This is a genomic window from Thermosynechococcus sp. HY213 (assembly GCF_031460975.1).
Classification (GTDB): domain Bacteria; phylum Cyanobacteriota; class Cyanobacteriia; order Thermosynechococcales; family Thermosynechococcaceae; genus Thermosynechococcus.
On record NZ_JAVKVB010000001.1, the window covers coordinates 105,400 to 130,785 of the forward strand.

Here is a 25,386-nt window from a genome sequence, read left to right on the forward strand (position 1 = left end):
GGGGAAAATCCTACGGGTAGGGGGAACCAAAATCGTTATAATCGCTGTTGAGATTTCATTAGCGAGGCATCATGCGCGTTTACGTGTTGCTCTACAACCCGGGGACTGAAAATGAGGGCATTCACTCTCTGCAACTGGGCGATCGCAACCTGATTCTGATGTTTGAAAGCGAAGACGATGCCAGTCGCTATGCCATGCTTTTAGAGGCACAGGATTTTCATCCCCCCAGCGTTGTCCCCATTGATGCCAAGGAAATTGAAGAATTTTGCGAATCCTCAGGCTACACCTGTCACTTGGTTCCCGAAGGATTTGTGCCGACAAACGATGCTGAGCGTCTTTTCTTGGCACCCCCTGAACGCAATGTCGAAGAAACCGACTGGGAACTAGAAAATCGCGTGCCCCCCGCTGCTGAGAGTGAGTTCTCCGAAAGTGAACTGAATCAGTTGCGCCAACAACTTGAAAAGCTGCTGTAGATGGTGCGGGTCTGTGCCTGTCTAATTGTCAAAAATGAGGCAGCCCATTTGGCACGCTGTCTGGGCAGTGTCCAGCCTTGGGTAGATGAGATCGTTGTGGTAGATACCGGTTCAACGGATGAGACGATCGCGATCGCCCGCCAGTTTACAGAGCGCATTTTTACCTTCCCTTGGCAGGATGATTTTGCCGCTGCCCGCAATTACTCTCTAGAGCAGGCCACGGGCGATTGGATTTTAGTGATTGATGCTGATGAGGTGCTCGTGACCTTGCGGGAGCCGCCTGTGCCCCTCGGCCAACAACTGGAGGGCAGCACTTTCAGTGCTTATCAACTCCTACGACGGGAAATCGGCACGGGGCAGCAATTTTCTGACTTTGCCATTGTGCGACTCTTTCGCAACCTGCCGACGCTGCGCTATCAGGGACGCTTCCATGAGCAGTTGGTTTCGACAGCCGCAGAACCGCTGACCATTGGTACTCTGGAAACGCTGCGTATTGACCACTATGGCTATCAACCCGCACAAATTCAAGCCAAGATGCGCGATCGCAACATCCCGATTTTGGAACGCATCCGCGCTAGTGAAGGTCTGCCTTTGAATCTCCTCTTTGCCTTGGCGGAGATGTACCACGCTGTGAATAACCCCACGGCTGCGGATGACTGCTACCAAGAACTTTTTGAGCGGCTCTTGCCCCATCTCCTCATCAGCCAACTGCCTGAGAATGCCCCTGGCGCCCTGCCCGAAATTCTGAATCAACTGGGGCGGCGTCTGCTGGCTATGGGGGATCACGAAACATTGCAACTCCTCTGTCAGCAAAGTCTGGTGTGGTTTCCCACCTATCCTCCCCTCAATGATTTGGCCGGGCGCTGGCTGATGGCTTTAGGATTCCCCTTGGGAGCAACGGCCTACTTTGAGTATTGCCTTGAACTGGGGCGCACCAATGGCTACAGCAAGCAGATGATTTTTCCCTTGGGCTATGTGCGGGAGATTGCAGCCGAACAACTAGGGCGTGCCTATGAAACCTTGGGCGATCGCGAGCGGGCGGCGGCGGCCTTTGCCCAAGCAACAGCTTTTCGCCAAGAAAGGGGCAATCACCAATAGAAAATAAAAAAAGTGCCGCTGTTAGCAACGGCACCGCAGTTTGGGTTTCGGTGATCCAACCTTAGGCAAATTGCTGCCACTCTTCTTCCAGCAGACTGATGAGATCTTCATTGCCCTGACTCCGAGCCACTTGCAGCCGCCGCTCAAGAGTTTTCAGAATTGCATGGCGATGGGCTTCGGCCAAGGAGTCACGCTTACGCTGGGGAAGTACTGAAGGGGCAGTACTCGTCGTCGGAGCGCTTGTGGTAACTGGTGTACCGTTCGTTTGGTAGGTCACCCCCCGCCAGCAGAGGACATGATTGGGTTGAGGAACCGGTTCAGCCGCTTTGTGCCCTACCCATTGCGCCCCCCGGTAGAGACCCTTGGCGCCCGATTCAACAAGGGGAATGTGCTGCTCAGAAGTTTCGTATTTAACGCCGCGATAGATTACTTGCATAATTAAATCAAGGCTTCTAGGTGAATACTATTGACTCGTTATCAAGCTTTAGGTGGTCTGCGTTAGGAAACAACTTGCTTTTAACTTTCTGTATTCTATTATACGATTTTTCGATCTTCATTGGGTAGAAGCCGGTTTTTTTAACAAATCTTTAGCCCTCCCACAGTCCTCCTATGAACGTGTTGTCACTCCCCGCCAATGCCAGTCACCTTCTAAGGACGTTGCGTCCGGGTCAACGGGAAATTAGTGAATGGCAAGGGGGTCTCTTGGCGGTATCGGCAGTGCCCGGAGCAGGCAAATCCCATGGCATGGCCGTAGGAGCCGCGATCGCCATCGCTCGCGAAAAACTCCATCAGCAGCGGCAACTGGTCGTAGTCACCTATAGTCGTTCGGCAGCGGCCAATATCAAGGTGCGGATTCGCCAGTACCTGCGGGAAATGGGCTTGCCCCGCAATGGTTTTAGTGTGCAGACGCTCCACAGTTTGGCCTTGAAAATTGCCACCAGTCACCCCACAGCGGGTCTGCGTTGGAGTGGCGAGAATTTAATGAGTGAGCATGAGCAGCGACGCCTGTGTGTTACCTGTGTTAAGGAATGGGCGCGATCGCACCCCGACATTCTCGAGCAACTGATCCAAGGCTGCGATACCAGTCCCCTGAGTGACGTTGAACACGATGGTCGCAGAAGTGCGCTTTTGACTGACATCTTGGTGAAGTTGGCACAAACCGTTATTAGCAGTGCCCGCAGTATGGCGTTGACGCCCCATGATCTGCGGCAGTTGTCCCAGCAGTTGCGCTCCCAAAGTGCAGCCGCGGCAGAACCCTACCCCTTTTTAGAAATTGGTGCCGACCTTTTGGAACTGTACCAGCACCATTTAGCGCAGCGAGAGAAAATTGACTATGATGAGATGATTTTGGCAGCGGTACAACTCCTAGAGGGCGATCGCCAGTGCCGCCAAGAATGGCAACAGCGGGTGTATGCCGTCTTTGAGGATGAGGCGCAGGACTCGACCCCCTTGCAATCGCGGTTACTGCGACTTCTCGCCGAGGACAACACCACAGGGCAAGTGAATTTTGTGCGGGTGGGGGATCCCAATCAAGCCATTAACTCCACATTTACGGCGGCAGACCCTCTCTTTTTTAATGAATTCTGTGACCAATGTGCCCAGCAGCAGGCCTTCTATAAAATGACCCAAGCGGGGCGATCCACTGAGTTGGTGATTCGATCGGCCAACTTTTTAGTGAACTGGGTCAATCATGCCCTCAAAGGCCAAGAACTGCCCTTTCGATCCCAAGCAATTCAGCCCGTCTCACCGACGGATCCGCAACCGGGGGCGAACCCACCCCCCTGGGGAGAAGGGGTAGAAATTGCCCGACCAGCAACCGTTTTCGAGACCGTGCGCGAGCTAGCAGCACGTATTTCTGAGGTTTTAGCAGAGTATCCTGAAGCCTCAATTGCGGTACTGGTGCGTACCAACCGCCAAGGGGAATTTGTCGCGGATCTGTTGCGATCGCCCGCTAGCTTCAGCATTAATACCGACCTTGCCGCTCAGGGGATTCCGATTCTCGATGTATCGGGCATTGAACGGCGATCGCAGGTGCCCAAGGAATTGCTGGACATTCTTTATTTTCTCCACTGTCCCTATTCTCCCGAAGCGGTCAAAGCAGCTCTGACTGTTCTTCAGGAGCGCAAACGCATTTCTGTCCAAAATTTGGATCGCTTAGCCGCCCAGCCAGAGGTGTTTCTCTATCCTGGTCCTTTAGACCCCCCTGCCGAGGAACCGGTACTCAAGGCACGGCACTACTGTCAACGTCTCCTCAAAGCCCGCCTAGAGCTATCTCTATTTCCTTTGATCACGTACTGCGCTCAGGAATTGGGCTATGATGCCGCTGAATTGGCCACCAGCGATCGCCTGATCTGCCACTTGGCACAGCAGGAACCAACGCAACTGTGGGAGCGTATCCATCCCCGTTGGCAGGAGTTGGTGGCGACGGATCGCTTTGACGCTGTTGAGATGGAAGACCTCCATAGCCGCTTGGTGCGATTGGGGCAAGTGACGATTATGACGATGCATCGCGCCAAGGGTCTGGATTGGGATGCCGTTTTTGTTCCCTTCTTAGAGGCAAGAACCCTCCCCGGTGAGAGCTGGGTGGCGGCCAATGCCAAGTTCCTCAGTCCAGAGGTGGATTTTACGGATGTGGTGCGATCGCAACTGCGTGCCTACGGCCATCAGCAACCCCTTCCTGACTGGCAAACCGCCTATCAAAAAGCCACAGAGGCCAAAGTTGCCGAGGAATACCGCCTGCTTTACGTGGCCATGACCCGTGCTAAGCGTTTACTGTGGCTCGCCGCCGCTCACCAAGCCCCCTTTAACTGGCAGACCTTTGACTGGCGAGGGTTTTATCAACTGCAAGACAGTGACCCTTGTCCTTTCTTACCTGCCCTAGAGCAGAAGCTAAAGAAACATGCCAAGGCTACTCGCGGCGATCGCTAAGGCTATCACGCCCCGGCAAGCGTTCCATGGCTGCCAAGACGGCCCGTTCTGCTGCCAGAATATCCCGCTCCGCGCCCCCCAAAAAGAGTCGGCCAAAGCTGCCCACGGCTGAAATCTGCAAGATATTAATGAGTGCTGCCTTTTCCGCTTCATTGGCGGCCAGTGCGGCATAGGCGGCAGGTTCCACTTCAAACACATAGAGGGTTTGCCCCGCCAAAATCATATTGCCCCGCCGCGAACGGTTAATTAGTTGGGTGTGGTGGGCATCAATATTGCGAATGACTTGACTCGAAATCACCCGTGGCCGCAAGCAATCCTGTACCCGAGCGCCAATGGCATCTAAAATTGCTTGCCCTGCTGCGCGTACTTCCCCCTGATTGCCCGAATGCACCTCCAATAGTCCGTAGAGTCGCTCGATAAACAAAACTCCCGGCCGCACCACCGCAGACTTCAAGGCAATATCCAAAAGGCGATTGACATCAATCCCCGGTGAAATCTCCACCCAGAGGGAGCAATCCCCCGGCAAAGGCAAAAACCCTTGAGCCACGGTTCCCAAGTAGGCCGCGTGTTGCGGTTGAATCGAGTCGAGATAGACATAACTGCGCAGATCAACGCCCAAGGTGGTGGATTCCTAACGCGCCAGTACCCATGATCGCCGAAAATGCCCTAGGACAATAGCCATTGCAGGCGTGGATCCGTAAAGTCCTCAATGCAGACCTCTGCTCCTGCGGCTTGCAGTGCCGTTTCCGATTGCGTTGTTAACACTCCCCAGCAGAGCATCCCTGCCCGCACCGCTGCCATCACCCCTGCCACGGCATCCTCAAAGACAAGACAATGCTGCGGCAACACCTGCAACCGCTCCGCCACTAGGAGATAGCATTCTGGATCGGGCTTGCCCCGCTGCACATCCTGCTCCATCACCACCGTATCGAAACAGTTGCCCACCCCCTCGCAGGAGAGCACCAATTCCACATTGGCAGCACAGGCCGAGGTGCCTAAGCCCAAGCGATAGCCCTTTTCCTTGGCACTTTTGAGAAAGGGCAATAGCCCCAGCAACAGTTCCAAATGGGGTGCCAGCAGTTCCCGAAAGACAGCCTCTTTGCCCGCGCCCCAGCGTTCGACTTCCGCTTCAGTGACCGATCGCCCTAGGAGTTCTGGCAGGAGTTCGGCATTGCGTTTACCCCCCATTTGCCGCAACTGTTCCAAGTTAATCTGCTGCCGCAGTTCAGGGGTGCGATCGACATAGACCCGCCAAGCTTCAAGGTGGTAGGGCATAGTATGGCAGATGACCCCATCCATATCAAAAATCAGGGCACGCTGCGAGGGTTCAACGGCAACAAACTGGGAAAAATTAGCCATTGGCGAAAAATTTGGGCATCAGCAAGTGTAGTCTATCGTCTTTTGAGACTAAAGAGGCTGGCCAATCGATCAATCGAATTTTGCTGCAGGCTAGTCCCCAAAATCTCAATTAAAATACGGGCAACCACACCTGCAAAAAAATGAGTCAACATCTACAGTAGGAGTACAGCCCTTTATCTAAGCTATAGGGTACGTCAAGGGACGTTGATCCTGTTTAAGAGTGGATTTGACGGTTCTGGGTCTGTTCCATCTTTTGGGAAGAGGGCTGTAAATTGGCATACAAAAACACGCCAAAGTGGACGTGTTAAGATGAGTGTTACCAGCACGCAGGAGCCATTAGGGGAAGGGTCATGTTTGAACGGTTTACAGAAAAAGCCATTAAAGTCATCATGCTGGCACAGGAAGAGGCTCGCCGCCTCGGCCACAACTTTGTCGGTACCGAACAAATTCTCCTCGGATTGATTGGTGAAGGCACCGGTGTGGCTGCGAAGGTGCTACGTTCCATGGGGGTGAACCTCAAGGATGCCCGCATCGAAGTGGAAAAAATTATTGGCCGTGGGTCTGGTTTTGTGGCGGTGGAGATTCCCTTTACCCCCCGTGCCAAGCGAGTGTTGGAACTCTCCCTCGAAGAAGCCCGCCAACTGGGACACAACTATATTGGTACTGAGCACCTTCTTTTGGGTCTGATTCGCGAAGGGGAAGGGGTAGCAGCACGGGTTCTTGAAAATCTCGGCGTTGACCTGTCGAAAGTGCGCACCCAAGTGATTCGCATGCTGGGTGAAACCGCCGAAGTGGCTGCCGGTGCCAGCCAAGGGCGTACCAAAACACCGACGCTGGACGAATTTGGTGCCAACCTCACCCAGATGGCCATTGATGGCAAGCTAGATCCCGTGGTGGGTCGGCAAAAAGAAATTGAGCGGGTGATTCAAATCCTTGGCCGCCGCACTAAAAATAACCCTGTGCTGATCGGTGAACCGGGGGTAGGTAAAACCGCTATTGCTGAAGGCCTTGCCCAACGCATTGCCAATAAAGATGTCCCCGATATTCTGGAAGACAAGCGGGTGGTCACCCTCGATATTGGCCTGTTGGTGGCGGGCACGAAGTACCGCGGTGAGTTTGAAGAGCGGCTGAAGAAGATCATGGATGAGATCCGCCAAGCCGGTAATGTGATCTTGGTGATTGACGAGGTACACACGTTGATTGGGGCTGGGGCCGCTGAGGGTGCCATTGATGCGGCGAATATCCTCAAACCCGCCTTGGCTCGTGGTGAGTTGCAGTGCATTGGTGCCACCACGTTGGATGAGTACCGCAAACACATTGAGCGGGATGCTGCCTTGGAGCGCCGCTTCCAACCGGTGATGGTGGGTGAACCCTCCGTTGAGGAAACCATTGAGATCCTCTACGGCCTGCGGGAACGCTACGAGAAGCACCACAAGCTGAAAATTTCCGATGAAGCCCTTGAGGCGGCAGCGAAGCTGTCTGATCGCTACATTAGCGATCGCTACCTGCCCGACAAAGCCATTGACCTCATTGACGAAGCTGGCTCACGGGTGCGCCTGATTAACTCGCAACTACCGCCTGCGGCCAAGGAATTGGATCGCGAATTGCGGCAAGTGCTCAAAGAAAAAGATGATGCTGTGCGTGCCCAAAACTTTGACAAAGCGGGTGAATTGCGCGATCGCGAGATGGAACTGAAAGCGCAAATCCGTGCCATTGCCCAGCAGAAAAAATCCGAAAGCGCCAATGGTGAAGAGGAAACCCCCGTCGTTACTGAAGAGGACATTGCCCACATTGTTGCCTCTTGGACAGGTGTGCCTGTCAGCAAGCTCACCGAAAGCGAATCGGAAAAACTGCTGCACATGGAGGAGACCCTGCACCAGCGGGTCATTGGCCAAGATGAAGCGGTGAAAGCCATCTCCCGTGCCATTCGCCGTGCCCGTGTCGGTCTAAAAAACCCCAACCGTCCCATTGCTAGCTTTATCTTCTCTGGGCCAACCGGTGTGGGTAAAACCGAGCTAACGAAAGCCTTGGCCGCCTACTTCTTTGGTTCTGAAGAGGCGATGATCCGCTTGGATATGTCCGAGTACATGGAGCGGCATACCGTCTCCAAGCTCATTGGTTCGCCCCCTGGCTATGTCGGCTACAACGAGGGCGGTCAACTGACCGAAGCCGTGCGGCGGCGTCCCTACACGGTGGTGCTCTTTGACGAAATCGAGAAAGCCCATCCCGATGTCTTTAACCTGCTGCTGCAAATCCTTGAGGATGGTCGCCTCACTGACTCTAAGGGGCGTACCGTTGACTTCAAGAACACCCTCTTGATCATGACCTCGAACATTGGCTCGAAGGTGATTGAGAAAGGCGCTGGCGGTCTTGGCTTTGAGTTTGGCACTGAGGATGCTGCTGAATCGCAATACAATCGCATTCGCTCCTTGGTGAATGAGGAACTGAAGCAGTACTTCCGTCCAGAGTTCCTCAACCGCGTGGATGAGATTATTGTCTTCCGCCAGCTGACCAAAGACGAGGTCAAGCAAATTGCTGACATCCTCTTGAAGGAAGTCTTCTCACGCCTGACCGAGAAAGGAATCACCCTAGAAGTGACGGATCGCTTCAAGGAGCGACTCATTGAAGAAGGCTACAATCCCAGCTACGGTGCGCGACCCCTGCGGCGGGCCATTATGCGCCTCTTAGAGGACACCTTGGCTGAGGAAATGCTCTCTGGCCGTATTCGTGAAGGGGATACTGCCCTCATTGATGTGGATGAATCAGGTCAAGTGAAGATCCAAGCTCAACCTCGGCGTGAGCTACTGCCCCAAGCGGTTGAGTAGGGTATTGACTTCCTATGCCAGACACACCGCAAGAGGTTTATGGGGACTCCCTCAACTCCCGAGCGCTGGATCACGACTGGCGCACCATTTATCCCTTGGGTGCTTACCAAATCCACGGTCTGGCATGGGTCGATCCCCAAGCCCTGTGGCTACGTCAATTGCCCCGTTTGCCCTTTTGCCAAGCAACCCTTGGCGCCAGTTTTTTGGCCTTGGATCGGGTACGGGGCTTTATTTTGCTCATCAATGGCGAAAATGACCACAGTGAGATTCTCAATCCCTACGATCTAGAGCCATTTCTCGATGCCGATGGCCTCTGTCTCCATCGCGAAACCCTCTGGTTTTGCCGGGACACATGGCTCTATCGCTGTCATCTGCCTGACTGGCATGTAGAAAAGGTGTTGGCGTGCCGCTATCCCATTTACGGTGTGGCGGTGGATGACACAGGCATCTATGTGGCCTGTCAAAAATCGGGTTACATTCACTGTTTTGACGAGACGGGTCGAGAGCAGTATCGCCTCAGTGCGCCGGGCATTGGCTGTGAAAATTTAGCCCTTAAGGATGGCTATCTGTGGGTGAGCGATCGCTTAGAGCAATCCATCTATTGTCTCGATCACCAGAGTGGCCGTGTTGAATGGGTGGCCTTGACGCCCTTTGCCCAGCCAACGGCGTTTACCTTTGATGCGACGGGGCGACTGTGGGTGGCCTATGGCGGCGAAGAACCCTATTTGCGGGATAACCCCAACAACCGCGAAGCCCCCCTCGAAATTGATCATCGCGATATTTGCCTGATTCATCCTCTGCTCTATCAGACCCACAAAGAGCAGCATTACACGGTCTCCAATGGCTATCTGATTGAGATGGCCTACGTGGAGGAAATGTCTCCCCTTGATGCGCTGCACCTAGATAACCTAGAGTGGCGAATTGCTCTGCCCGCCAATTCCCTGCGCCAAAAATTGCTGCGGGTTGAACCCGTCGGTACCCCCTTTCACTTGGAAACGGTGGGTGATCAGCAGGTGGCGGTGTTTGATTTTCCTGAAGTGCGTCCCTACGAAGCCCGTCTTTTTGGTTGGCGTGCTTGGCTAGAAGTGAGAGGTATCAAGTACCATCTCAGCTTTGACGACATTGATGAGACGCTACCGCTGCCACCAGAATTTGCAGCACAGTATCTAGTGGATAACGATGAGTTGGCGATGGATCAACCCATTGTCCAGGAGGCGGCACGGCAAGCTGTGGGCACAGAGACCAATATCCTGCGTAAGATGCTCAAGATTCGTAACTATGTGTACGATCGCCTGAGCTATGCCATGCGACCCACGATTGAAACCCCCGATTTGGTTTTGAAACGGGGAACGGGGTCCTGTGGTGAGTACGTGGGGGTGCTCCTTGCCTTGGCGCGATTAAATGGCATTGCCTGCCGTACGGTGGGTCGCTACAAATGTCCCCCCCATCCCCAAAAGCGGGGTATTCCCCTCCAACCCACCTATAACCACGTTTGGTTGGAGTTTTATGTGCCGGGGGTTGGCTGGTTGCCCATGGAGTCCAATCCCGATGATGTCGTAGAGCGCGGCCCTTATCCAACGCGGTTCTTTATGGCACTGCCTTGGTACCACGTGGAAGCGGGTAAAGGGATTCGCTTTGAGAGCATGAATTATCGCGATCGCGGACTACGCCTTGGAGATTTAGCCCTCAATCATGTGCGCTTTACCATTCATAGTGAGCTGCCCCCAATTGCCTAAACAGTTCTAAGACAGGAGCACTCGCAGTAATCCCAAAGGAGCCGGCTGCCAATCGCCGCGCCAATCCAAAAGCTGTACTAACACCAAGTAGCCAATTCCCAATAACAGGGAAATGACACCGGTGACGATCGCCACCCATTTGCCCGATGACCGTTGAGACACCCTGAGCCTCCTATTCATTCTTGAGTCGCAATACTGCCATAAAGGCCTCTTGGGGGACATCCACCCGCCCGATCGCCTTCATCCGTTTTTTACCCGCTTTTTGTTTTTCGAGGAGCTTGCGTTTACGGGTCACATCGCCGCCGTAGCACTTGGCCAAGACATCTTTGCGTAAGGCGGGAATACTTTCACTGGCAATCACCCGTGAGCCAATGGCCGCTTGAATGGGAATTTTGAACTGGTGGCGTGGGATCAAATCCTTGAGTTTGCTGACAAGGGCACGTCCCACATAGTAGGCCTTATCGCGGTGAACAATCGCTGCCAAGGAATCCACTGGGTCGTTATTGATCAGGATATCCAGTTTCACCAGATCATTAGGACGGTAGCCAATCAGGTGGTATTCCATACTGGCATAGCCCCGCGATCGCGACTTCATTTCATCGAAAAAGTCCGTCACAATTTCCGCCAAGGGCATTTCATAGACCAATGTGGTGCGCCCTTGGGTGAGGTAGCGCATATCCTTAAAGATGCCCCGCCGCGACTGCGCCAACTCCATCAGCGTTCCCACATAGGTTTCGGGGGTAATCATTTCCAGTTGAACGTAGGGTTCCTCAATTTTTTCGCGGTATTGGGGTTCCGGTAGCAGGCTGGGGTTATCAATCGTCAGCACTTCCCCTTTGATGGTAGTGACGCGATAGACCACCGAAGGGGCGGTAATGATTAAGTCCAGATTGTATTCCCGCTCTAGCCGCTCTTGGATAATTTCCATGTGCAGCAGCCCCAAAAAGCCACAGCGGAACCCAAAGCCCATGGCACTGGAGGTTTCCGGCTCGTAGTGGAGCGAAGCATCGTTGAGCTTCAATTTTTCAAGGGCTTCCCGCAGATCCTCAAACTGATCGGCATCGGTGGGAAAAAGACCACAAAAGACCATCGGTTTGGCCTCGGTGTAACCCGGAAGAGGTTCCTTGGCTGGGTTTTGTGCCAATGTAATCGTGTCGCCGACACGGGCATCGCCAACGGCTTTAATGGCGGCTGCGAGGTAGCCCACTTCCCCGGCATGGAGACTGTCCACGGGTTTTTGGTTGGGGGCGAGGACGCCGAGTTCATCAATTTCGTATTCTTTGCCAGAGGCCATCAAGCGAATGCGATCGCCCTTGCGAACCACACCATCCATGACCCGAAAATAGACAATCACCCCTCGGTAGGCATCGTAGTAGCTATCAAAAATCAATGCCCGCAGGGGTTGATCTACCGTATCCCGAGGCGGCGGCACCAAATGCACAATCGATTCCAGAATTTCCTCAATGCCAATCCCTTCCTTGGCGGACGCTAGAACCGCTTGGGAGCAATCGAGACCAATAATCTCTTCGATTTCGGCCTTGACGCGATCGGGTTCAGCACCGGGTAGGTCAATTTTGTTGAGGACCGGAATAATCTCTAAATTATGCTCCAATGCCAGATAGACATTGGCCAGTGTTTGCGCTTCTACCCCTTGGGAGGCATCCACAACGAGGAGTGCCCCTTCACAGGCAGCCAGCGATCGCGACACCTCATAGGAAAAATCCACGTGGCCGGGGGTGTCAATCAAATTCAAAATATACGTTTCGCCATCGCGACTGGTGTAGGTCATGCGGGCAGCTTGCAGCTTAATCGTAATTCCCCGCTCCCGCTCCAGCTCCATATTGTCAAGAAACTGTTCCTTCATTTCACGGGGATCCACCGTGCCTGTAAATTGCAGCAGGCGATCGGCAAGGGTCGATTTGCCGTGATCAATGTGGGCAATGATCGAGAAATTGCGAATGTGGGAAACGGGGACGTCGGTCATACCAGCGAGGACAACCTTAACAAAATGAAAAACTCCTTTCTTGATTCTAAGCGTCCCTGTCCGATTGTGCTGAGAATTCGGTGGTAGGATAGAAATTAACTGCCGGGATGTAGCGCAGCTTGGTAGCGCATCTGCTTTGGGAGCAGAGGGTCGCAGGTTCAAATCCTGTCATCCCGATTCGTCGGAACCATAAACCTAGAACGATTGTTGCCCATACAATCCTGCGGTAGATTAGCCTCAGGCCTTTTGGATACGTATTCATTGATGCTGACGGTTCCACGGACAATTTGCCTTGGATTTTTGGCGGTGATTACGCTGGGGACGCTGCTGTTGTGGCTGCCTTGGTCCACTAGTAATGGGGAATGGAACCCCTTTATCGTTGCGCTATTTACCGCAACATCGGCCGTTTGTGTGACCGGCCACATTATTGTCGATACGGGAACCCACTTTTCTCCCTTTGGTCAACTGGTGATTCTGCTGTTGATCCAGGTGGGTGGTCTGGGGTACATGACGGCGACCACCTTTTTGATTATTTTGCTGGGACGCAAGTTTAACCTGCGGCAGAAGATAGCGGTACAGCAAGCCTTGGATCGGCGGGGCATGCAGGGGGCACGGCAATTGGTGCGCTCGATTTTGGGTCTCACGTTTCTCTTTGAACTGACGGGTGCCTTGTTGCTGTGGCTGATTTTTCGCCAAGACGTTAGTGATCCACGGGCACTGTGGCTGGCGGTGTTTCACAGTATCAGTGCTTGGAATAATGCCGGGTTTAGTCTGTTTAGTGACAGCTTGATGGGGTATCAAACCTCTGTGCCCCTGAATTTCGTGATTTCACTGCTGATTATTTTTGGCGGCATTGGCTATGAGGTGATCTTTGAATTTTATCTTTGGCTGCGGGAGCATCTGCGCCACTGGGGTAAACCCGCCTATCTAATCCGCAAGGCGAGCCAGATGACGTTTAGCCTCAATTTCAAAATTGTGACGAGTACAACGGCGATTCTCCTCATCTTGGGAACGGCGATGCTGTTTGCGACGGAGATGCGATCGCCAGAACGATTTGGTCTTTTTTCCTTTGATCAGAAGCTCCTCTTGGCCTGGTTTCAGTCGGTGACAGCGCGGACGGCGGGCTTTAATACCGTCAACATTGGTGAATTCAATAATGGCGGGCTATTTATTATGATTGCCCTGATGTTTATTGGTGGTAGCCCCGGTGGCACGGCAGGGGGCATTAAAACAACCACGTTGCGGATTTTGGCAGGGATTACCAAGTCAGCTCTGCAAGGGAAAGAGGTGGTGCTGCTCTACCGCCGTCAGGTGCCCCCCTCGCTGATCATGAAAGCGGTCGCTGTTGCCTTTGGCTCAATGTTTACGGTGCTGGTTTCCACTACCCTCATCGCGATCGCTGACCCCGAAGAGAATTTCATTAATATTCTCTTTGAAACCGTTTCCGCCTTTGCCACCGTTGGTCTCTCCACCGGTATTACCAGTGGGCTAACCGCCTTTTCCAAGTTGGTCTTGATTGTAACGATGTATGCCGGACGGGTGGGTATCCTGCTGCTGATGGCGGCAATTATCGGTGACCCCCAGCCTTCTAGTGTCCAATATCCTGAGGAAAACCTGCTGGTGGGTTAGGGGGCGGCGTACTCGGCAATGGCGGCAGCCATCTCTTGGGTACCCACGGGTTCTTTGCCCGCTGCAGCCAAATCATAGGTGACAAAGCGCCCCTCAGCAATGACTTTTTCCACAGCTGCCTGAAGACGCCGTGCCGCTTCCATTTCACCCAAGTGTTGCAACATCAACACACCAGAGAGAATCAATGCCGTAGGATTGGCTTTATTTTGGCCGGCATATTTAGGTGCTGAACCATGAATCGCCTCAAAAACGGCATATTCATCGCCAATATTGGCGCCGGGAGCCACCCCAAGGCCACCAATCATGCCTGCACAAAGGTCAGAAAGAATATCGCCGTAGAGGTTGGGCATCACCATCACATCATAGAGTTCAGGCTTCTGCATCAACTGCATGCACATGTTATCGACGATGCGATCCTCAAATTCAATTTCCGGATAGCGGCGGGCAATCTCACGGGCGCGCTCTAGGAAGAGGCCATCGGTAAATTTCATGATGTTGGCCTTGTGAACGGCGGTCACTTTCTGGCGATGGTTGGCCTTGGCATATTTGAAGGCAAACTCAATGATGCGATCGCTCCCCAGCACAGAAATCGGCTTGACACCAATGGCAGCATCCTCACGGATCGGCTTACCCGCTAGATCACTCAAAAAGGCACGGGCTTTGGCCGCCTCGGGACTGGTGTATTCAAACTCAATCCCGGCATAGAGGTCTTCGGTATTCTCGCGAACAATGACAAGGTCAATGTTTTGAAAATAGCTTTTCACCCCAACAATGGATTTAGCCGGCCGTAGGTTCGCATAGAGATTGAGCCGCTTGCGGATCTCGACATTCACAGAACGAAAGCCGGTACCCACGGGGGTGGTAATCGGCCCTTTGATGGCAGTTTTCGTGCTTTTGATCGCATCGAGAACGTGTTCGGGCAAGGGGGTACCATAGCGTTCCATCATGTCCACGCCGGCATCCACCACCACCCAATCAATTTTGACGCCCGTAGCATCAATGGCCGTGCGAGTGGCAGCGGCAACCTCAGGACCAATACCGTCGCCGCGAATTAAGGTAACAGCGTGGGACACGAGTTCTCTCTCCCTATGCAGAACTGAAAGACAAGGTATTAGGAGGGTATGATGCCGCTAAATGAGCTTCACCGTACGTAGCGTGTGAAACAAAATTGTCGCCAAGGCGATCGCGCCCGCAACAATGACAAAGTACAAAACAATTCCCATCATGTTTCTCCTCAACAGGTAGTGATTTACCTCGGAATTCAGAATACCCTAGGCTGTGCCTACAAAACTAACATCACTAAAGCGCTTTTGTGCCTCGCTGACGGGACGATTTTTGCCTTCCTCTTGCCAGTAGTTAATGATTTCGGTGGCACGGTTGAGGAGTTCAATCCGCTCGGCTTCCGTAATCCAAGATTTCTTCTCTAACTCCGCCTTCAGGAGTTCCCAAGCATCGGTGCGCGGCCAAAAGAAGTAGGAGGTGAGGGGGCTTGTCCCTTTGCCAACAATTTGATCGACAGCGATCGCCACGTCTTTTTCTAACCAAAGTACTCTCAGGGTAAAGCGGGACAATTCTAACCTCCTAAAACTCGTTTTTCACAAAAAGCCATCCTTTATAATAACCAATCAGGCCAACTGCATACAAGTTTCTGGAGAGCTACCGTTGAGTACCCCCTGCGCCTGTGTCTTTTTTGATATTGATGGGGTGATTCGCGATGTCAGTCGTTCCTATCGCCGTGCCCTAGCGGATACCGTCGAGCATTTTACGGGGGGTGCCTATCGTCCCAGTCAAAAGGAAATTGACAACCTCAAGGCGGAAGGCTGCTGGAATAACGACTGGGAAGGGTCGCGTGAACTCATTTATCGCTACTTTGAACGCCAAGGGAAACCCCGCTGCCAAGTGCCCTTGGACTATGAACGCCTAGTGATCTTTTTTGAGGAGCGCTATAGTGGCGAAAATTGGTGCGGCTATATTCAAGATGAGCCACTGCTGGTGGATGTTGCCTATTTTCAGGCTCTTGATCAGGCACAAATCCGCTGGGGGTTTGTCAGTGGTGCGACGCGGGACTCGGCAGAATATGTTCTGAAACACCGCTTGGGTCTCGATCAGCCCCTTTTGATCGCCATGGAAGATGCCCCCGGCAAACCCGACCCCACAGGACTCCGCATGGCCTACCGTCAGACCGCGGCTCAGGAAACCATTCCTGCCTTTTATGTGGGGGATACAGTGGCGGATATGCAGACCGTTGTCAATGCCCGCAAAGAACAAGCAACAACGCCGTGGATTGCCTTAGGGGTGATTCCTCCCCATGTCAAGCCCGAAGATCGGCAACGCTATGGCGATCGCTTGCGCTCAGCGGGAGCCAGTGCAGTTTTTGAACACACGCGCGACATTACCCCAGCGATGGTGGCAGCGTTCTTAGGGCAATTGGCTGCCCACGACTCAAACTGCGGGCAATAAGATCACAGCGTTCATTGCCGACATCGCCACTATGGCCACGCACATGGTGCCACTGGACTAAGGGATCATTGAGGGCATCTAGCTCCTGCCACAGGTCTTGGTTGAGAACAGGCTTTTTGGCGGCTGTTTTCCAGCCCCGCCGTTTCCAGTTGTGGATCCACTCCGTAATTCCCTTGAGGACATATTCGCTGTCGGTGTAAAGGGCGATCGCGCTCCCCGGAGCCAGTTGGCGCCATGCCTTGAGGGCTTCAATGGCCGCCTGCAATTCCATGCGATTATTTGTGGTCGCGGGGTGATGTCCTCCCAGTTCCTGCACAGAGCCGTCGGCAAAGTAAATGACCACGCCCCAGCCCCCCGATCCCGGATTGCCTTCGCAGGCACCATCGGTATAAATGGCACGAATCTCGGTCATGAGTCTCTATGCTCTCCAAAGGTTGCAAATAAAAAAGGGTGGCCACAAGACCACCCCCGAAACAAATGGATACCAAAGACTACTTGATGCTGACTTTGGCGCCGGCTTCCTCGAGTTCTTTCTTAGCGGCTTCGGCGTCTTCTTTGGTGGCACCTTCTTTCACGGGTTTGGGCGTGGATTCCACCACTTCCTTGGCTTCCTTGAGACCCAAGCCGGTCAAAGAGCGCACCACTTTGAGCACGGCAATCTTCTTGTCGGCGGGGACTTCCTCGAGAATGACATCGAAGGCGGTTTTCTCTTCGACTTCTTCTGCGGGAGCAGCAGCCCCACCACCCACAGGAGCGGCGACCATCATGCCACCGACCGGCGCAGCGGCACTGACACCAAAGGCCTCTTCAATTTGCTTGACCAGCTCAGCGGCTTCCAGCAGGGTCAAGGATTTCAACTTTTCGAGAATTTCATCGGTTGCAGCAGACATTGTCAACTCCTATCGTTTCAAGGTTGGAAAACAAGAACAGGTGGCTTCCCAAGGGAAACCGAAAACAGGATCGATCTATGCCGCACCTTTGTCGGCGATCGCCTGGGTTGCCCGCGCCAAGGAAGTAGGAACCTCCTTGATGCCAATGGCAATCTTCGCTGTGACGGCATTGAGGGCACCAGCAATCTGCGCCATGAGTTGTTCTTTTGAGGGCAGATCACCAATGGCCTTCACTTGCGCTTCATCAAGGGCCCGTCCCTCCATGACCCCACCGCGTAGGGTGGTTTTTTTCGTGGCCTTTTGGAATTCTTGGTAGGCCTTGATCGTGCCGCCAATGTCATCCTTGACCAAGAGGAACGCCGAAGGTCCCTTAAGGAATTGGGTCATGGGTTGCCAAGTGTCACTTTCTTTAACCGCCAATTCCATCAGCGTATTTTTAGTGACCTTGCAACTGGCATTACACTTGCGCAAGCGTTGCCGCAAATCCTTCATCTCAGCATCGGTGAGACCTTGGTAGTCAATCACCAGTGCCATTTGTGACTCGCTCAGGCGTTCCTTTAGCTCCGCCACAATTTCTTTTTTGTTTGCTAGCGTGCGTCCCACGCGCATCACCTCCTGTAGTCAGTGAAAGAAAAACCCCAGCAGTGGTGCCGGGGCGATCGCCCAATCCCAACGGATGGACTTCGCAAACCTCGGCAGGAAGATTATGTCTGAGCCAGACCCCTGCGGTCTTCGGTTTCAGTCTTGAGTTGTCCAGTATTGGGCAATAGACAAGTCCTCCTTAGGCGGCTTCGGCCAGTTTTAGCTCCCGCAGGGCGTTGATGTCCACTTGAATGCTCGGCCCCATGGTGGCGGCCACATAGACACTGCGCCAGTAGCGACCCTTGGCACCACTCGGGCGGTTGCGGTCAATACTCTCTTGTAGTGCCTTGAGGTTAACGAGCAAGTCTTCGGCGCTGAAGCTAGCTTTGCCAAAGAGCACATGGACAATCCCGGTGCGATCGGCGCGGAATTCCACTTTCCCCGCCTTGAACTCTTGAATCGCTTGGGGCAAGTCAAAGGTCACCGTACCGGCTTTGGGCGATGGCATGAGCCCCCGCGGACCCAAAATCCGACCCACTTTGGCCACTTGGGGCATCATATCGGGGGTGGCAATGAGCAGATCAAAGTCCATCCGCCCCTTTTGAATTTCGTCAATGAGTTCCTCTGAACCCACAACATCGGCACCGGCGGCACTGGCTTCAGTCACTTTTTCACCCCGGGCAATGACCGCGACGCGAATCGTTTGACCGGTGCCTTTGGGGAGCGCCACAGTGGTTCGCAATTGTTGGTCGGTATATTTGGGATCAATGCCCAAGCGGATGTGGGCTTCTGCCGATTCAGGAAATTTGGCTGTGGCCGTTTCCTTCAGCAGTTGCAAGGCCTCGAGGGGAGCGTAGGGACGATCCTCCACCTTGGCATAGAGTTCGCGCAGTCGTCGCGAGAGTTTACGCATCAGAATTTACCTCCACGGGGTACTAACGAAACGCAGTTTCTCCCCCAACACAACAACGGACTCAACAGGAACACACGAAGGAAAGCTTTAGTCGGCAATGGTCACGCCCATATTGCGAGCGGTGCCTTCGATAATCCGCATGGCCGCTTCAATATCGTTGGCATTGAGATCCGGCATTTTCTTCTCAGCAATTTCCCGCAGTTGGGCACGGGTGATCCTGCCCACTTTTTTCTTGTTGGGTTCGCCGGAGCCTTTTTCAATGCCCGCAGCTTTTTGAATCAGCACGGAAGCGGGCGGCGTTTTCAGAACAAAGGTGAAACTGCGATCTTCATAGACCGAAATTTCAACGGGAACCACCATCCCCACTTGATCGGCGGTGCGAGCATTGTACTCTTTGCAGAACATCATGATGTTCACACCGTGCTGACCAAGGGCTGGACCAATGGGGGGAGCAGGGTTGGCTTTACCCGCTTGAATGGCAAGTTTAATAACTGCGACGACCTTTTTCGCCATAGTGAGTTAGCGTCCTAATCTACTTTTTCCACTTGAGTCACTTCGAGTTCGACCGGCGTTTCGCGGCCAAAAATCGAGAGTAATGCTTTCAGTTTGCTGCGCTCAGCACTGACTTCAATCACCTCTCCCTCAAAGTCCTTAAAGGGACCATTGAGAACTTTGATCTTATCACCACTATTGAGATCAATGCGGTGAACCGGTTCTTGTTCTTGGGCTTTGCGGAAGATGCGATCCACTTCGGCCGGGCTCAGGGGCATGGGCTTGACGTGACCGCGGCCGCGGCCTGTACTGCGGCGTTGCTCGGCACCCACAAAGTTAATCACATTGGGGGTGTTTTTAATCACCTGCCAAGCTTCATCATCAATTTGCCATTCACCCGTTTCGGGGGACTGCTGTGCCCGCACTTGGACAAGAACATAACCGGGAAAAACTTTTTCCTCAATGGTTTGCCGCGAGCCATCTTTTTTGATTTTGATGACGGGGGTTTGGGGAATTTCAATGCGAAAGATGCGATCGGCCACATCCAGCGTATGGAGCCGCTGCTCGATGGTGCTTTTCACTTTTTTTTCGCAGCCAGAGGCCACCTGCACGGCATACCAAAACCGTTTGACCTTACCCGCTTGATCCCCTTCGGCCACTTCAACGGTGTCGTCAAGAGGATCGTTCAGATCAGAATGATCAGTAAATTCACTCACCATAGGCGCGTACTCGTAGGAATCTTTGGCTGTCTAGAAAATCAGTGTGGCCAGCCAACGAAAGAGTTCATCCACTAGGTAGATGACCGCAGCCGAAAGGGAAACGATGAGAATGACTGCCGCAGATTCGCCAATCAGACGCTGGCGATCGGGCCACACCACTTTGCTGAGTTCTTCCTTGGTTTCGCGGAAAAACTCGGTTAGATTAAAGCCACTAGTGGGCTTTTCGCCTTCGGTACTCTTGGTCACGGCGGCACTCCTTAGGGCGGGGGCAGCCCGTTGCTACCCGTTTAATTCAGCGCGATTTATTATCATAGCAGGTTTCTTCTTTTTAGGAAATCCCGATGTTTGATTGCTTGCGATCGCGCACCCTCACGACGGCTATGGGTGAGGTGGCCTACGTTACCAATGATCTCGGCAATGTTAACCCTGCTCGGCCGCCTTTATTTTTTTGGCATGGCTTTGGCGGTGGCTCGAGCCGCTATGAATGGTCGGCAGTTTATCTGGCCTTTTCAGCCGAGTATCCCCTTTTTGCTTTGGATTTGCCCGGTTGGGGCGCCTCTGAGCATCGCGATCAACCCTATACGGTGGCGGCTTATGTGGATCATTTGCTAGAGTGCCTTGGTCAATTGACGGCAGAACCAGCGGTGGTGATCACGTCGTCACTGACGGCAGCCTTTGCCATCCAAGGGGCGATCGCCCATCCCCAACGCTTCCGTGGCCTGATTCTCACCTGCCCAACGGGGCTGAGTGATTTTGGTCAAGATTACCGCCAGACCCCCCTTGCCCAGATTGCCCGCCAGCCCTATGTGGATATCGCCTTTTATCGCCTCGGCGTGGCCAATTCCCTGAGTGTGCAGTCCTTTATGGCCAATCAACAGTTTGCCCGACCTAGCCGCATCAGCCCGGAAATGATTGCCACCTATACCCAAGTAGCGCAGTCGGCGGGGGCAGAATTTGCCGCGTTGGCCTTTGTGCGGGGTGATCTCTGCTGCGATCTCAGTCGCTTTTTACCCCATTTGACGGTGCCGACCTACATCGTTTGGGGAGAGCAGGCAAAACTCCCTCCTGTGGCCGTGGGTCAACGCTTGGCACAGTTAAACCCCGAGGCGATTCGTGCCTTTGATGTGATGCCAGAGGTGGGGCTAACGCCGCAGTTGGAGTGCCCTGCGGTGATGATTGGCTGGATTGATCGCTACCTTGGCCAGTTGCTGGCCTCCCCTTGAGGTGATCTAACGCTGGGCATTGGCAGTGGCGGGTAGGGTTGTGCCATAGACACGGGGGCGATCGCCCTGGGCCAATTGGGTGCTGCCTTGAGTATCCACTGCCCAAATGGTGGCTTTGGGGTTCCCCATGGTTTGGGTTTGAAAGAGTACCCGTTGCGGATCCGTTGTGCTCCAGCCCAAAAGGGTGGCAAAGTCGTATTCATCAGCGGTGGGATAAACCGTGGCCACATGACCCACCCCCGCCTGCCAAATCCATGCGCCATCGCTAATTAAATCAGTGGCAAACAAGCCGCCAAGCTGGCGCACCAAGAGACGATTGCCCGTTTCTGACCAGCCAACTGGAACTAGTACTGCAATCAGACCTTGGCCTTGGGGCACCTCTGCCAAAAACTCAGGCGGCATTTCCTTGAGGCTTTCAATGCGCTGCTGACTGCCGCTCTGGCGATCGCGAATTTCAAGAACGCTCACCAGTTGTTGCCGTTGCGCCTCGGGATCAGCCGTGAAGTAGAGGGTGGCCTGTGCCACATAGCGGCCATCGGGAGAGAGATATTGGGGCGTCTGCTGAGTCAAGCGGAGAGATTTCTTAGCCTTTAGAGCAGCGGCGTGGCCGTCGTCAATCCATTTCCAAGGCAGGGGGAAAGGACTCTGAAGCGGATCCGTGACTACTGTTTCTACGGGTTGATCGGGGGCTGAGGGTCGCTGGGCTTGGGCAGGCGTTACTGGGGCGATCGCAAGGGCTGTCAATATCCCACAGATTGAGGAGATGAAAAAGCCCCGCCACGGCGCAAATCGGGTTACCATGAGGTCACTCCTCTGAAATAAAGTTTGCTTATTTTATTGACAGTTTGGTTAAACGAGTGACGACGGCTCCTCACACCTCTAGCATAGCAATTGGCCTAGGCCGATCGCAGGAAAATTAACGAAGTTTTATGCTCTTGACAGAATTAGTCAAAAAATCTTGTGACTATTTGCAATCATTGGCAGTCATTGAGATTCATTCCCAGTGGTTTCCCCTCAGTTCCCCCTTGCTCAAAGATGCGGGGACGAGCCCCTATGCAGTGAATGCTAAAGGGCATTTGGCGTGGCCCAAGGGTCGGCACTCCCTCTGGTTGGGGCAGCGAATCACGGTACCCGCGACGGTTCAAGGCTATAGTGTGGCGGGTTTAACTCTACGCCTTGATCTCACGTGGTGGGCGGATCGGGCAACGGTGTATGTCAATGGTCAGGTGGTGCATCAGGGGGATTTATTTGATCATTCGGTGAGTCTGTGCCTAGGGGAGGCGGTGACCCCCGGCCAAGCGTGGGAGGTGGTGTTGCATCTTGTGAGTCCCGGCCACGATGACGGTGCTTTGGTGAGATCAGGCCTGCGGTTTGAATCGCCAACGGGAGTGGATCCCGACTTTATTGCCACTGAGTTGGACATTTTGGCGATCTTTGGTGAAACCCTCAACCTGCAACCCCTTGAACCCCTGCTGAAGGACGTTTTAGAAAGTCATGGACAGCGCCCCATCTTAGATCCGTTACTGGCGGAGATCCACGAGAAAATGCAGGCGATCGCCACCCCCTTGCGGGACTTCACCATGCACCTGTGTGGCCATGCCCATCTGGACTTGGCGTGGCTCTGGCCGATCGCTGAAACGTGGCAAGTGGCACAGTCCACTTTTCGATCTGTATTACAGCTGAAGGAACGCTATCCCGAACTCACCTTTACCCACTCCACTCCCGCCCTCTATGCCTATTTGCAGATCCATGCCCCAGAACTTTTTGGGCGGATTCAGGAAGCCGTGGCAGCGGGTTGGTGGGATGTAGCGGCAGGCCTTTGGGTCGAACCGGAACTCAATCTCATTCATGCTGAGTCCATTGCCCGTCAGATTCTCTATGGTCAGCGGTACGTGCAGGAGGCCTTTGGTGGCATTAGCCCCATTGCTTGGTTGCCCGATACCTTTGGCTTTCCGGAACGGCTCCCCAGTTTCTTGGCTCAGGGGGGCATTCGCTACTTTGTCACTCAAAAATTGCGCTGGAATGACACCACGCGCTTTCCCCACGGTTGGTTTGTCTGGCGGGATGTGGCGGGGGCGGCGGTGAATGCCCTGATGTCAGCACCCATTGGCGAGGGGATTGCTCCCGTGAAAATGGCTGCCTATGCCCAAGAGTGGTGGCAACAAACGGGAGCGCGGCGCAGTCTCTGGCTCCCCGGTGTCGGCGATCATGGTGGTGGACCAACGGCAGACATGTTAGAACGGGTGCGACGCTGGCAACACCTCGGTGGTATTGGGCCGCAGTGGCAATGGACAACCGTGCAGCAGTATCTGGAACAATTAACCCAAGAAACACCCCCTACAACCGCTTGGCAAGGGGAACTCTACTTGGAATTCCATCGCGGCTGCTACACCAGCCATGGTGATCAAAAGGCCGCCCACGATCGCGCCCAACGCCAACTGCAAGAGGCGGAACGCTGGTGTGCTCTCGCGGCAATCACAACTTCTTTTCCCTACCCCAAAGAAGAACTCAAAGCCTGTTGGCAACAACTTCTCTTTAACCAGTTCCACGACATTCTCCCCGGCTCCTCGATTCCAGAGGTCTATGCCGAGGTGAACCCAACATGGCAGCAACTCCTGACCACGACAGAGACAGTCCTAAGGGAAGCACAAACAGCGCTGTGCCAGTCCATTGACGGCGGTGAACCGCCGGTGACAGAGGCAATTCCCGTTGTGATTTTCAATGGATTGGTGGGCGATCGCGCCGGGGTTGTCCACATTGACTTGGCGCAGCTACCGCAGGAGGTTCCCTCTTGGCGGGTTTATTGTCCACGGGGCGACTACGATTTACCAGCGCAGTTGAATGCTCCCCAAGGTTGCTTGACGTTTCGTACCCCTGAGGTGACGGGAATTGGCTACACGCTGCTGTGGCTCTGCCCGCGATCGCGCCCTGATACGTTACCAACCCCACCCTTGGGCTATGTCTTAGAAAATAACTATCTCCACGTTGAAATTGATCCGGCAACAGGGGAAATCACTAACCTGTATGACAAGTTGAATCATCGTCCCTGCTTGGGCGATCGCGGTAATCAACTGCAATTTTTCCGTGATCAGGGGCAATACTGGGATGCTTGGAACATTGACCCCAACTATGGGCAGCATCGACTGCCGGGGGCGACCCTAGAGGCTATTGAATGGGTGACGTGGCATCAACTGGAGCAGCGACTACGGGTCAGATGGCGCTTTCAGTCCTCGCAGATTCAGCAGGAGTATGTGTTGCAGTATCAAACCCCATGGCTGCGCATTGATACGGTGATTGACTGGCAGGAGGAACATATTCTCCTCAAGGCGGCTTTTCCCTTGGCAATCAGTGCTGAGCAGATCACCTGTGAAACTCCCGGCGGCGTTACGCTGCGCCCGACCCTTCCCAATCCCCACCTCAGCGCCCATGAGCAAACAAAATGGGAGGTGCCCTTTTTAACGTGGGTGGATCTGAGTACCCCAGAGTATGGGGTGAGTCTTTTCAGCGACTGCAAGCATGGCCTTGATGCCCAAGCGAATCAACTGCGATTGACCCTGTTGCGATCGCCCACTTGGCCAGATCCGACGAGCGATCGCTGTCAGCACCGCTTTAGCTATGGTGTGTTTCCCCACAGTGACTCGTGGCAAGTGGGCGGTGTCCCGCAGCAGGCGGCTCAGTTTAATCAACCTCTGAGGGGAGAAATTGCCCCCGCCAACCCATCAGGATCATTACCGCCCCACGCTCAGCTTCTCCATTGGTCGGATGCCCGCATTCAATGCCTTGCCCTCAAACAACCAGAGGATGGACAGGGTTGGCAATTGCGAGTAGCAGAAGTGGCTGGGGAAGGGGGCACCTTAGAACTGCACTCAACGCTAATCCCATGGCAGATCAAAGCACCGCAAACACTCTTGGAGACGCCCACAGAGAATACCAACACAGTGACCCTCAGCCCATGGCAAATTCAAACCTTCCGACTACACCCTTGACCTACAATTGCGCCTTGAGGATTCTTGGCGATTCTCAGACAAATCTCCCTCACTCAAGCAGGGCAGCTTGTTGACATTACAGCACATCA

General features: G+C 53.8%; 24 protein-coding genes, 1 tRNA gene and 1 other annotated feature. Of the genes, 10 read left to right on the forward strand and 15 right to left on the reverse strand.

Annotated features, from left to right (window positions below):
• Positions 1 to 71 precede the first annotated feature (71 nt).
• Complete coding sequence (locus RHK62_RS00525) at positions 72 to 473, forward strand: DUF3110 domain-containing protein (protein WP_206200608.1); 402 nt, start codon at positions 72 to 74, stop codon at positions 471 to 473.
• Positions 474 to 1,571: a glycosyltransferase family 2 protein gene (locus tag RHK62_RS00530; protein WP_310437812.1), complete on the forward strand. Its 1,098-nt coding sequence runs from the start codon at positions 474 to 476 to the stop codon at positions 1,569 to 1,571.
• Between the two features lie 61 nt (positions 1,572 to 1,632).
• Here RHK62_RS00530 and RHK62_RS00535 read toward each other — a convergent pair whose 3' ends face one another.
• Positions 1,633 to 2,007 (reverse strand): DUF4278 domain-containing protein, encoded by a 375-nt coding sequence (locus tag RHK62_RS00535; protein ID WP_286626129.1) that lies wholly within the window; start codon positions 2,005 to 2,007, stop codon positions 1,633 to 1,635.
• Positions 2,008 to 2,180: 173 nt separating this feature from the next.
• On the opposite strand from RHK62_RS00535, the gene RHK62_RS00540 reads away from it, so the two are divergent.
• Entirely contained in the window at positions 2,181 to 4,499 is a 2,319-nt protein-coding gene (locus RHK62_RS00540) for an ATP-dependent helicase (RefSeq protein ID WP_310453083.1), read from the forward strand.
• Here the strand turns inward: RHK62_RS00540 and RHK62_RS00545 are convergent.
• Together RHK62_RS00545 and RHK62_RS00550 are read right to left on the reverse strand one after the other, a co-directional pair.
• Entirely contained in the window at positions 4,480 to 5,118 is a 639-nt protein-coding gene (locus tag RHK62_RS00545) for a hypothetical protein (protein WP_149817184.1), read from the reverse strand. The genes RHK62_RS00540 and RHK62_RS00545 overlap by 20 nt on opposite strands.
• A 47-nt stretch (positions 5,119 to 5,165) precedes the next feature.
• On the reverse strand, positions 5,166 to 5,858 hold the full coding sequence (locus tag RHK62_RS00550; RefSeq protein ID WP_310453084.1) for an HAD family hydrolase: 693 nt from the start codon (positions 5,856 to 5,858) through the stop codon (positions 5,166 to 5,168).
• A 350-nt stretch (positions 5,859 to 6,208) separates the two neighbouring features.
• Between RHK62_RS00550 and RHK62_RS00555 the strand changes: the two genes are divergently transcribed.
• Positions 6,209 to 8,683, forward strand: a complete 2,475-nt coding sequence (locus tag RHK62_RS00555; RefSeq protein WP_149817189.1) for an ATP-dependent Clp protease ATP-binding subunit — start codon at positions 6,209 to 6,211, stop codon at positions 8,681 to 8,683.
• Between the two features lie 14 nt (positions 8,684 to 8,697).
• Entirely contained in the window at positions 8,698 to 10,419 is a 1,722-nt protein-coding gene (locus RHK62_RS00560; RefSeq protein ID WP_310453085.1) for a transglutaminase domain-containing protein, read from the forward strand.
• A 6-nt stretch (positions 10,420 to 10,425) separates the two neighbouring features.
• On the opposite strand, the gene RHK62_RS00565 is transcribed toward RHK62_RS00560, so the two are convergent.
• Positions 10,426 to 10,581, reverse strand: coding sequence for a hypothetical protein (locus RHK62_RS00565; RefSeq protein ID WP_206201713.1), 156 nt, complete (start codon positions 10,579 to 10,581; stop codon positions 10,426 to 10,428).
• 10 nt (positions 10,582 to 10,591) lie between these two features.
• Positions 10,592 to 12,403, reverse strand: a complete 1,812-nt coding sequence (gene lepA / locus RHK62_RS00570; protein WP_181496686.1) for a translation elongation factor 4 — start codon at positions 12,401 to 12,403, stop codon at positions 10,592 to 10,594.
• Between the two features lie 103 nt (positions 12,404 to 12,506).
• On the opposite strand from lepA, the gene RHK62_RS00575 reads away from it, so the two are divergent.
• Together RHK62_RS00575 and RHK62_RS00580 are read left to right on the forward strand one after the other, a co-directional pair.
• Positions 12,507 to 12,580, forward strand: a tRNA-Pro gene (locus RHK62_RS00575).
• A gap of 90 nt (positions 12,581 to 12,670) precedes the next feature.
• Positions 12,671 to 14,032, forward strand: a complete 1,362-nt coding sequence (locus tag RHK62_RS00580; RefSeq protein WP_206201554.1) for a TrkH family potassium uptake protein — start codon at positions 12,671 to 12,673, stop codon at positions 14,030 to 14,032.
• Here the strand turns inward: RHK62_RS00580 and RHK62_RS00585 are convergent.
• A complete protein-coding gene (locus RHK62_RS00585) occupies positions 14,029 to 15,105 on the reverse strand; it encodes an isocitrate/isopropylmalate dehydrogenase family protein (RefSeq protein WP_206200615.1) in 1,077 nt (358 codons plus the stop codon). The two genes, RHK62_RS00580 and RHK62_RS00585, sit on opposite strands and share 4 nt — an antisense overlap.
• A 198-nt stretch (positions 15,106 to 15,303) precedes the next feature.
• Positions 15,304 to 15,603, reverse strand: a complete 300-nt coding sequence (locus RHK62_RS00590; RefSeq protein WP_149817201.1) for a 30S ribosomal protein PSRP-3 — start codon at positions 15,601 to 15,603, stop codon at positions 15,304 to 15,306.
• Between the two features lie 91 nt (positions 15,604 to 15,694).
• On the opposite strand from RHK62_RS00590, the gene RHK62_RS00595 reads away from it, so the two are divergent.
• Positions 15,695 to 16,492, forward strand: coding sequence for a TIGR01548 family HAD-type hydrolase (locus RHK62_RS00595; protein ID WP_310453086.1), 798 nt, complete (start codon positions 15,695 to 15,697; stop codon positions 16,490 to 16,492).
• Here RHK62_RS00595 and rnhA read toward each other — a convergent pair.
• From rnhA to secE, 7 genes are all read right to left on the reverse strand, one after another.
• Positions 16,425 to 16,904, reverse strand: a complete 480-nt coding sequence (gene rnhA, locus RHK62_RS00600) for a ribonuclease HI (protein WP_310453087.1) — start codon at positions 16,902 to 16,904, stop codon at positions 16,425 to 16,427. The genes RHK62_RS00595 and rnhA overlap by 68 nt on opposite strands.
• Positions 16,905 to 16,983: 79 nt before the next feature.
• Positions 16,984 to 17,382 carry a 50S ribosomal protein L7/L12 gene (gene rplL, locus RHK62_RS00605; RefSeq protein ID WP_149817205.1) on the reverse strand — a complete coding sequence of 133 codons (399 nt, stop codon included), beginning with the start codon at positions 17,380 to 17,382 and terminating at the stop codon, positions 16,984 to 16,986.
• A gap of 75 nt (positions 17,383 to 17,457) precedes the next feature.
• Positions 17,458 to 17,985 carry a 50S ribosomal protein L10 gene (rplJ, locus tag RHK62_RS00610; protein ID WP_310453088.1) on the reverse strand — a complete coding sequence of 176 codons (528 nt, stop codon included), beginning with the start codon at positions 17,983 to 17,985 and terminating at the stop codon, positions 17,458 to 17,460.
• Between the two features lie 18 nt (positions 17,986 to 18,003).
• Positions 18,004 to 18,136 (reverse strand) — a sequence feature (ribosomal protein L10 leader region).
• A 27-nt stretch (positions 18,137 to 18,163) separates the two neighbouring features.
• Positions 18,164 to 18,880, reverse strand: a complete 717-nt coding sequence (gene rplA, locus RHK62_RS00615) for a 50S ribosomal protein L1 (protein ID WP_190278287.1) — start codon at positions 18,878 to 18,880, stop codon at positions 18,164 to 18,166.
• Between the two features lie 84 nt (positions 18,881 to 18,964).
• On the reverse strand, positions 18,965 to 19,390 hold the full coding sequence (rplK, locus tag RHK62_RS00620) for a 50S ribosomal protein L11 (protein WP_206200619.1): 426 nt from the start codon (positions 19,388 to 19,390) through the stop codon (positions 18,965 to 18,967).
• Positions 19,391 to 19,404: 14 nt separating this feature from the next.
• Positions 19,405 to 20,088, reverse strand: coding sequence for a transcription termination/antitermination protein NusG (nusG, locus tag RHK62_RS00625; RefSeq protein ID WP_149817215.1), 684 nt, complete (start codon positions 20,086 to 20,088; stop codon positions 19,405 to 19,407).
• A gap of 30 nt (positions 20,089 to 20,118) precedes the next feature.
• Positions 20,119 to 20,334: a preprotein translocase subunit SecE gene (gene secE, locus RHK62_RS00630; RefSeq protein ID WP_149817217.1), complete on the reverse strand. Its 216-nt coding sequence runs from the start codon at positions 20,332 to 20,334 to the stop codon at positions 20,119 to 20,121.
• Between the two features lie 95 nt (positions 20,335 to 20,429).
• Here secE and RHK62_RS00635 point away from each other — a divergent pair, with 95 nt between their 5' ends.
• Positions 20,430 to 21,311 carry an alpha/beta fold hydrolase gene (locus RHK62_RS00635; RefSeq protein ID WP_206200620.1) on the forward strand — a complete coding sequence of 294 codons (882 nt, stop codon included), beginning with the start codon at positions 20,430 to 20,432 and terminating at the stop codon, positions 21,309 to 21,311.
• A gap of 6 nt (positions 21,312 to 21,317) precedes the next feature.
• Here RHK62_RS00635 and RHK62_RS00640 read toward each other — a convergent pair whose 3' ends face one another.
• Positions 21,318 to 22,112 carry a hypothetical protein gene (locus RHK62_RS00640; protein WP_206200621.1) on the reverse strand — a complete coding sequence of 265 codons (795 nt, stop codon included), beginning with the start codon at positions 22,110 to 22,112 and terminating at the stop codon, positions 21,318 to 21,320.
• Between the two features lie 176 nt (positions 22,113 to 22,288).
• Between RHK62_RS00640 and RHK62_RS00645 the strand changes: the two genes are divergently transcribed.
• Positions 22,289 to 25,297 (forward strand): glycoside hydrolase family 38 C-terminal domain-containing protein, encoded by a 3,009-nt coding sequence (locus tag RHK62_RS00645; protein WP_310453089.1) that lies wholly within the window; start codon positions 22,289 to 22,291, stop codon positions 25,295 to 25,297.
• Positions 25,298 to 25,386: the final 89 nt, after the last annotated feature.

Bases quoted from the DNA above. Each gene is read 5' to 3' on its own strand.
- RHK62_RS00525 (WP_206200608.1), top strand. From the start codon at position 72: ATGCGCGTTTACGTGTTGCTCTACAACCCGGGGACTGAAAATGAGGGC.
- RHK62_RS00530 (WP_310437812.1), top strand. From the start codon at position 474: ATGGTGCGGGTCTGTGCCTGTCTAATTGTCAAAAATGAGGCAGCCCAT.
- RHK62_RS00535 (WP_286626129.1), bottom strand. From the start codon at position 2,007: ATGCAAGTAATCTATCGCGGCGTTAAATACGAAACTTCTGAGCAGCAC.
- RHK62_RS00540 (WP_310453083.1), top strand. From the start codon at position 2,181: ATGAACGTGTTGTCACTCCCCGCCAATGCCAGTCACCTTCTAAGGACG.
- RHK62_RS00550 (WP_310453084.1), bottom strand. From the start codon at position 5,858: ATGGCTAATTTTTCCCAGTTTGTTGCCGTTGAACCCTCGCAGCGTGCC.
- RHK62_RS00555 (WP_149817189.1), top strand. From the start codon at position 6,209: ATGTTTGAACGGTTTACAGAAAAAGCCATTAAAGTCATCATGCTGGCA.
- RHK62_RS00560 (WP_310453085.1), top strand. From the start codon at position 8,698: ATGCCAGACACACCGCAAGAGGTTTATGGGGACTCCCTCAACTCCCGA.
- lepA (WP_181496686.1), bottom strand. From the start codon at position 12,403: ATGACCGACGTCCCCGTTTCCCACATTCGCAATTTCTCGATCATTGCC.
- rnhA (WP_310453087.1), bottom strand. From the start codon at position 16,904: ATGACCGAGATTCGTGCCATTTATACCGATGGTGCCTGCGAAGGCAAT.
- rplL (WP_149817205.1), bottom strand. From the start codon at position 17,382: ATGTCTGCTGCAACCGATGAAATTCTCGAAAAGTTGAAATCCTTGACC.
- rplK (WP_206200619.1), bottom strand. From the start codon at position 19,390: ATGGCGAAAAAGGTCGTCGCAGTTATTAAACTTGCCATTCAAGCGGGT.
- nusG (WP_149817215.1), bottom strand. From the start codon at position 20,088: ATGGTGAGTGAATTTACTGATCATTCTGATCTGAACGATCCTCTTGAC.
- RHK62_RS00635 (WP_206200620.1), top strand. From the start codon at position 20,430: ATGTTTGATTGCTTGCGATCGCGCACCCTCACGACGGCTATGGGTGAG.
- RHK62_RS00640 (WP_206200621.1), bottom strand. From the start codon at position 22,112: ATGGTAACCCGATTTGCGCCGTGGCGGGGCTTTTTCATCTCCTCAATC.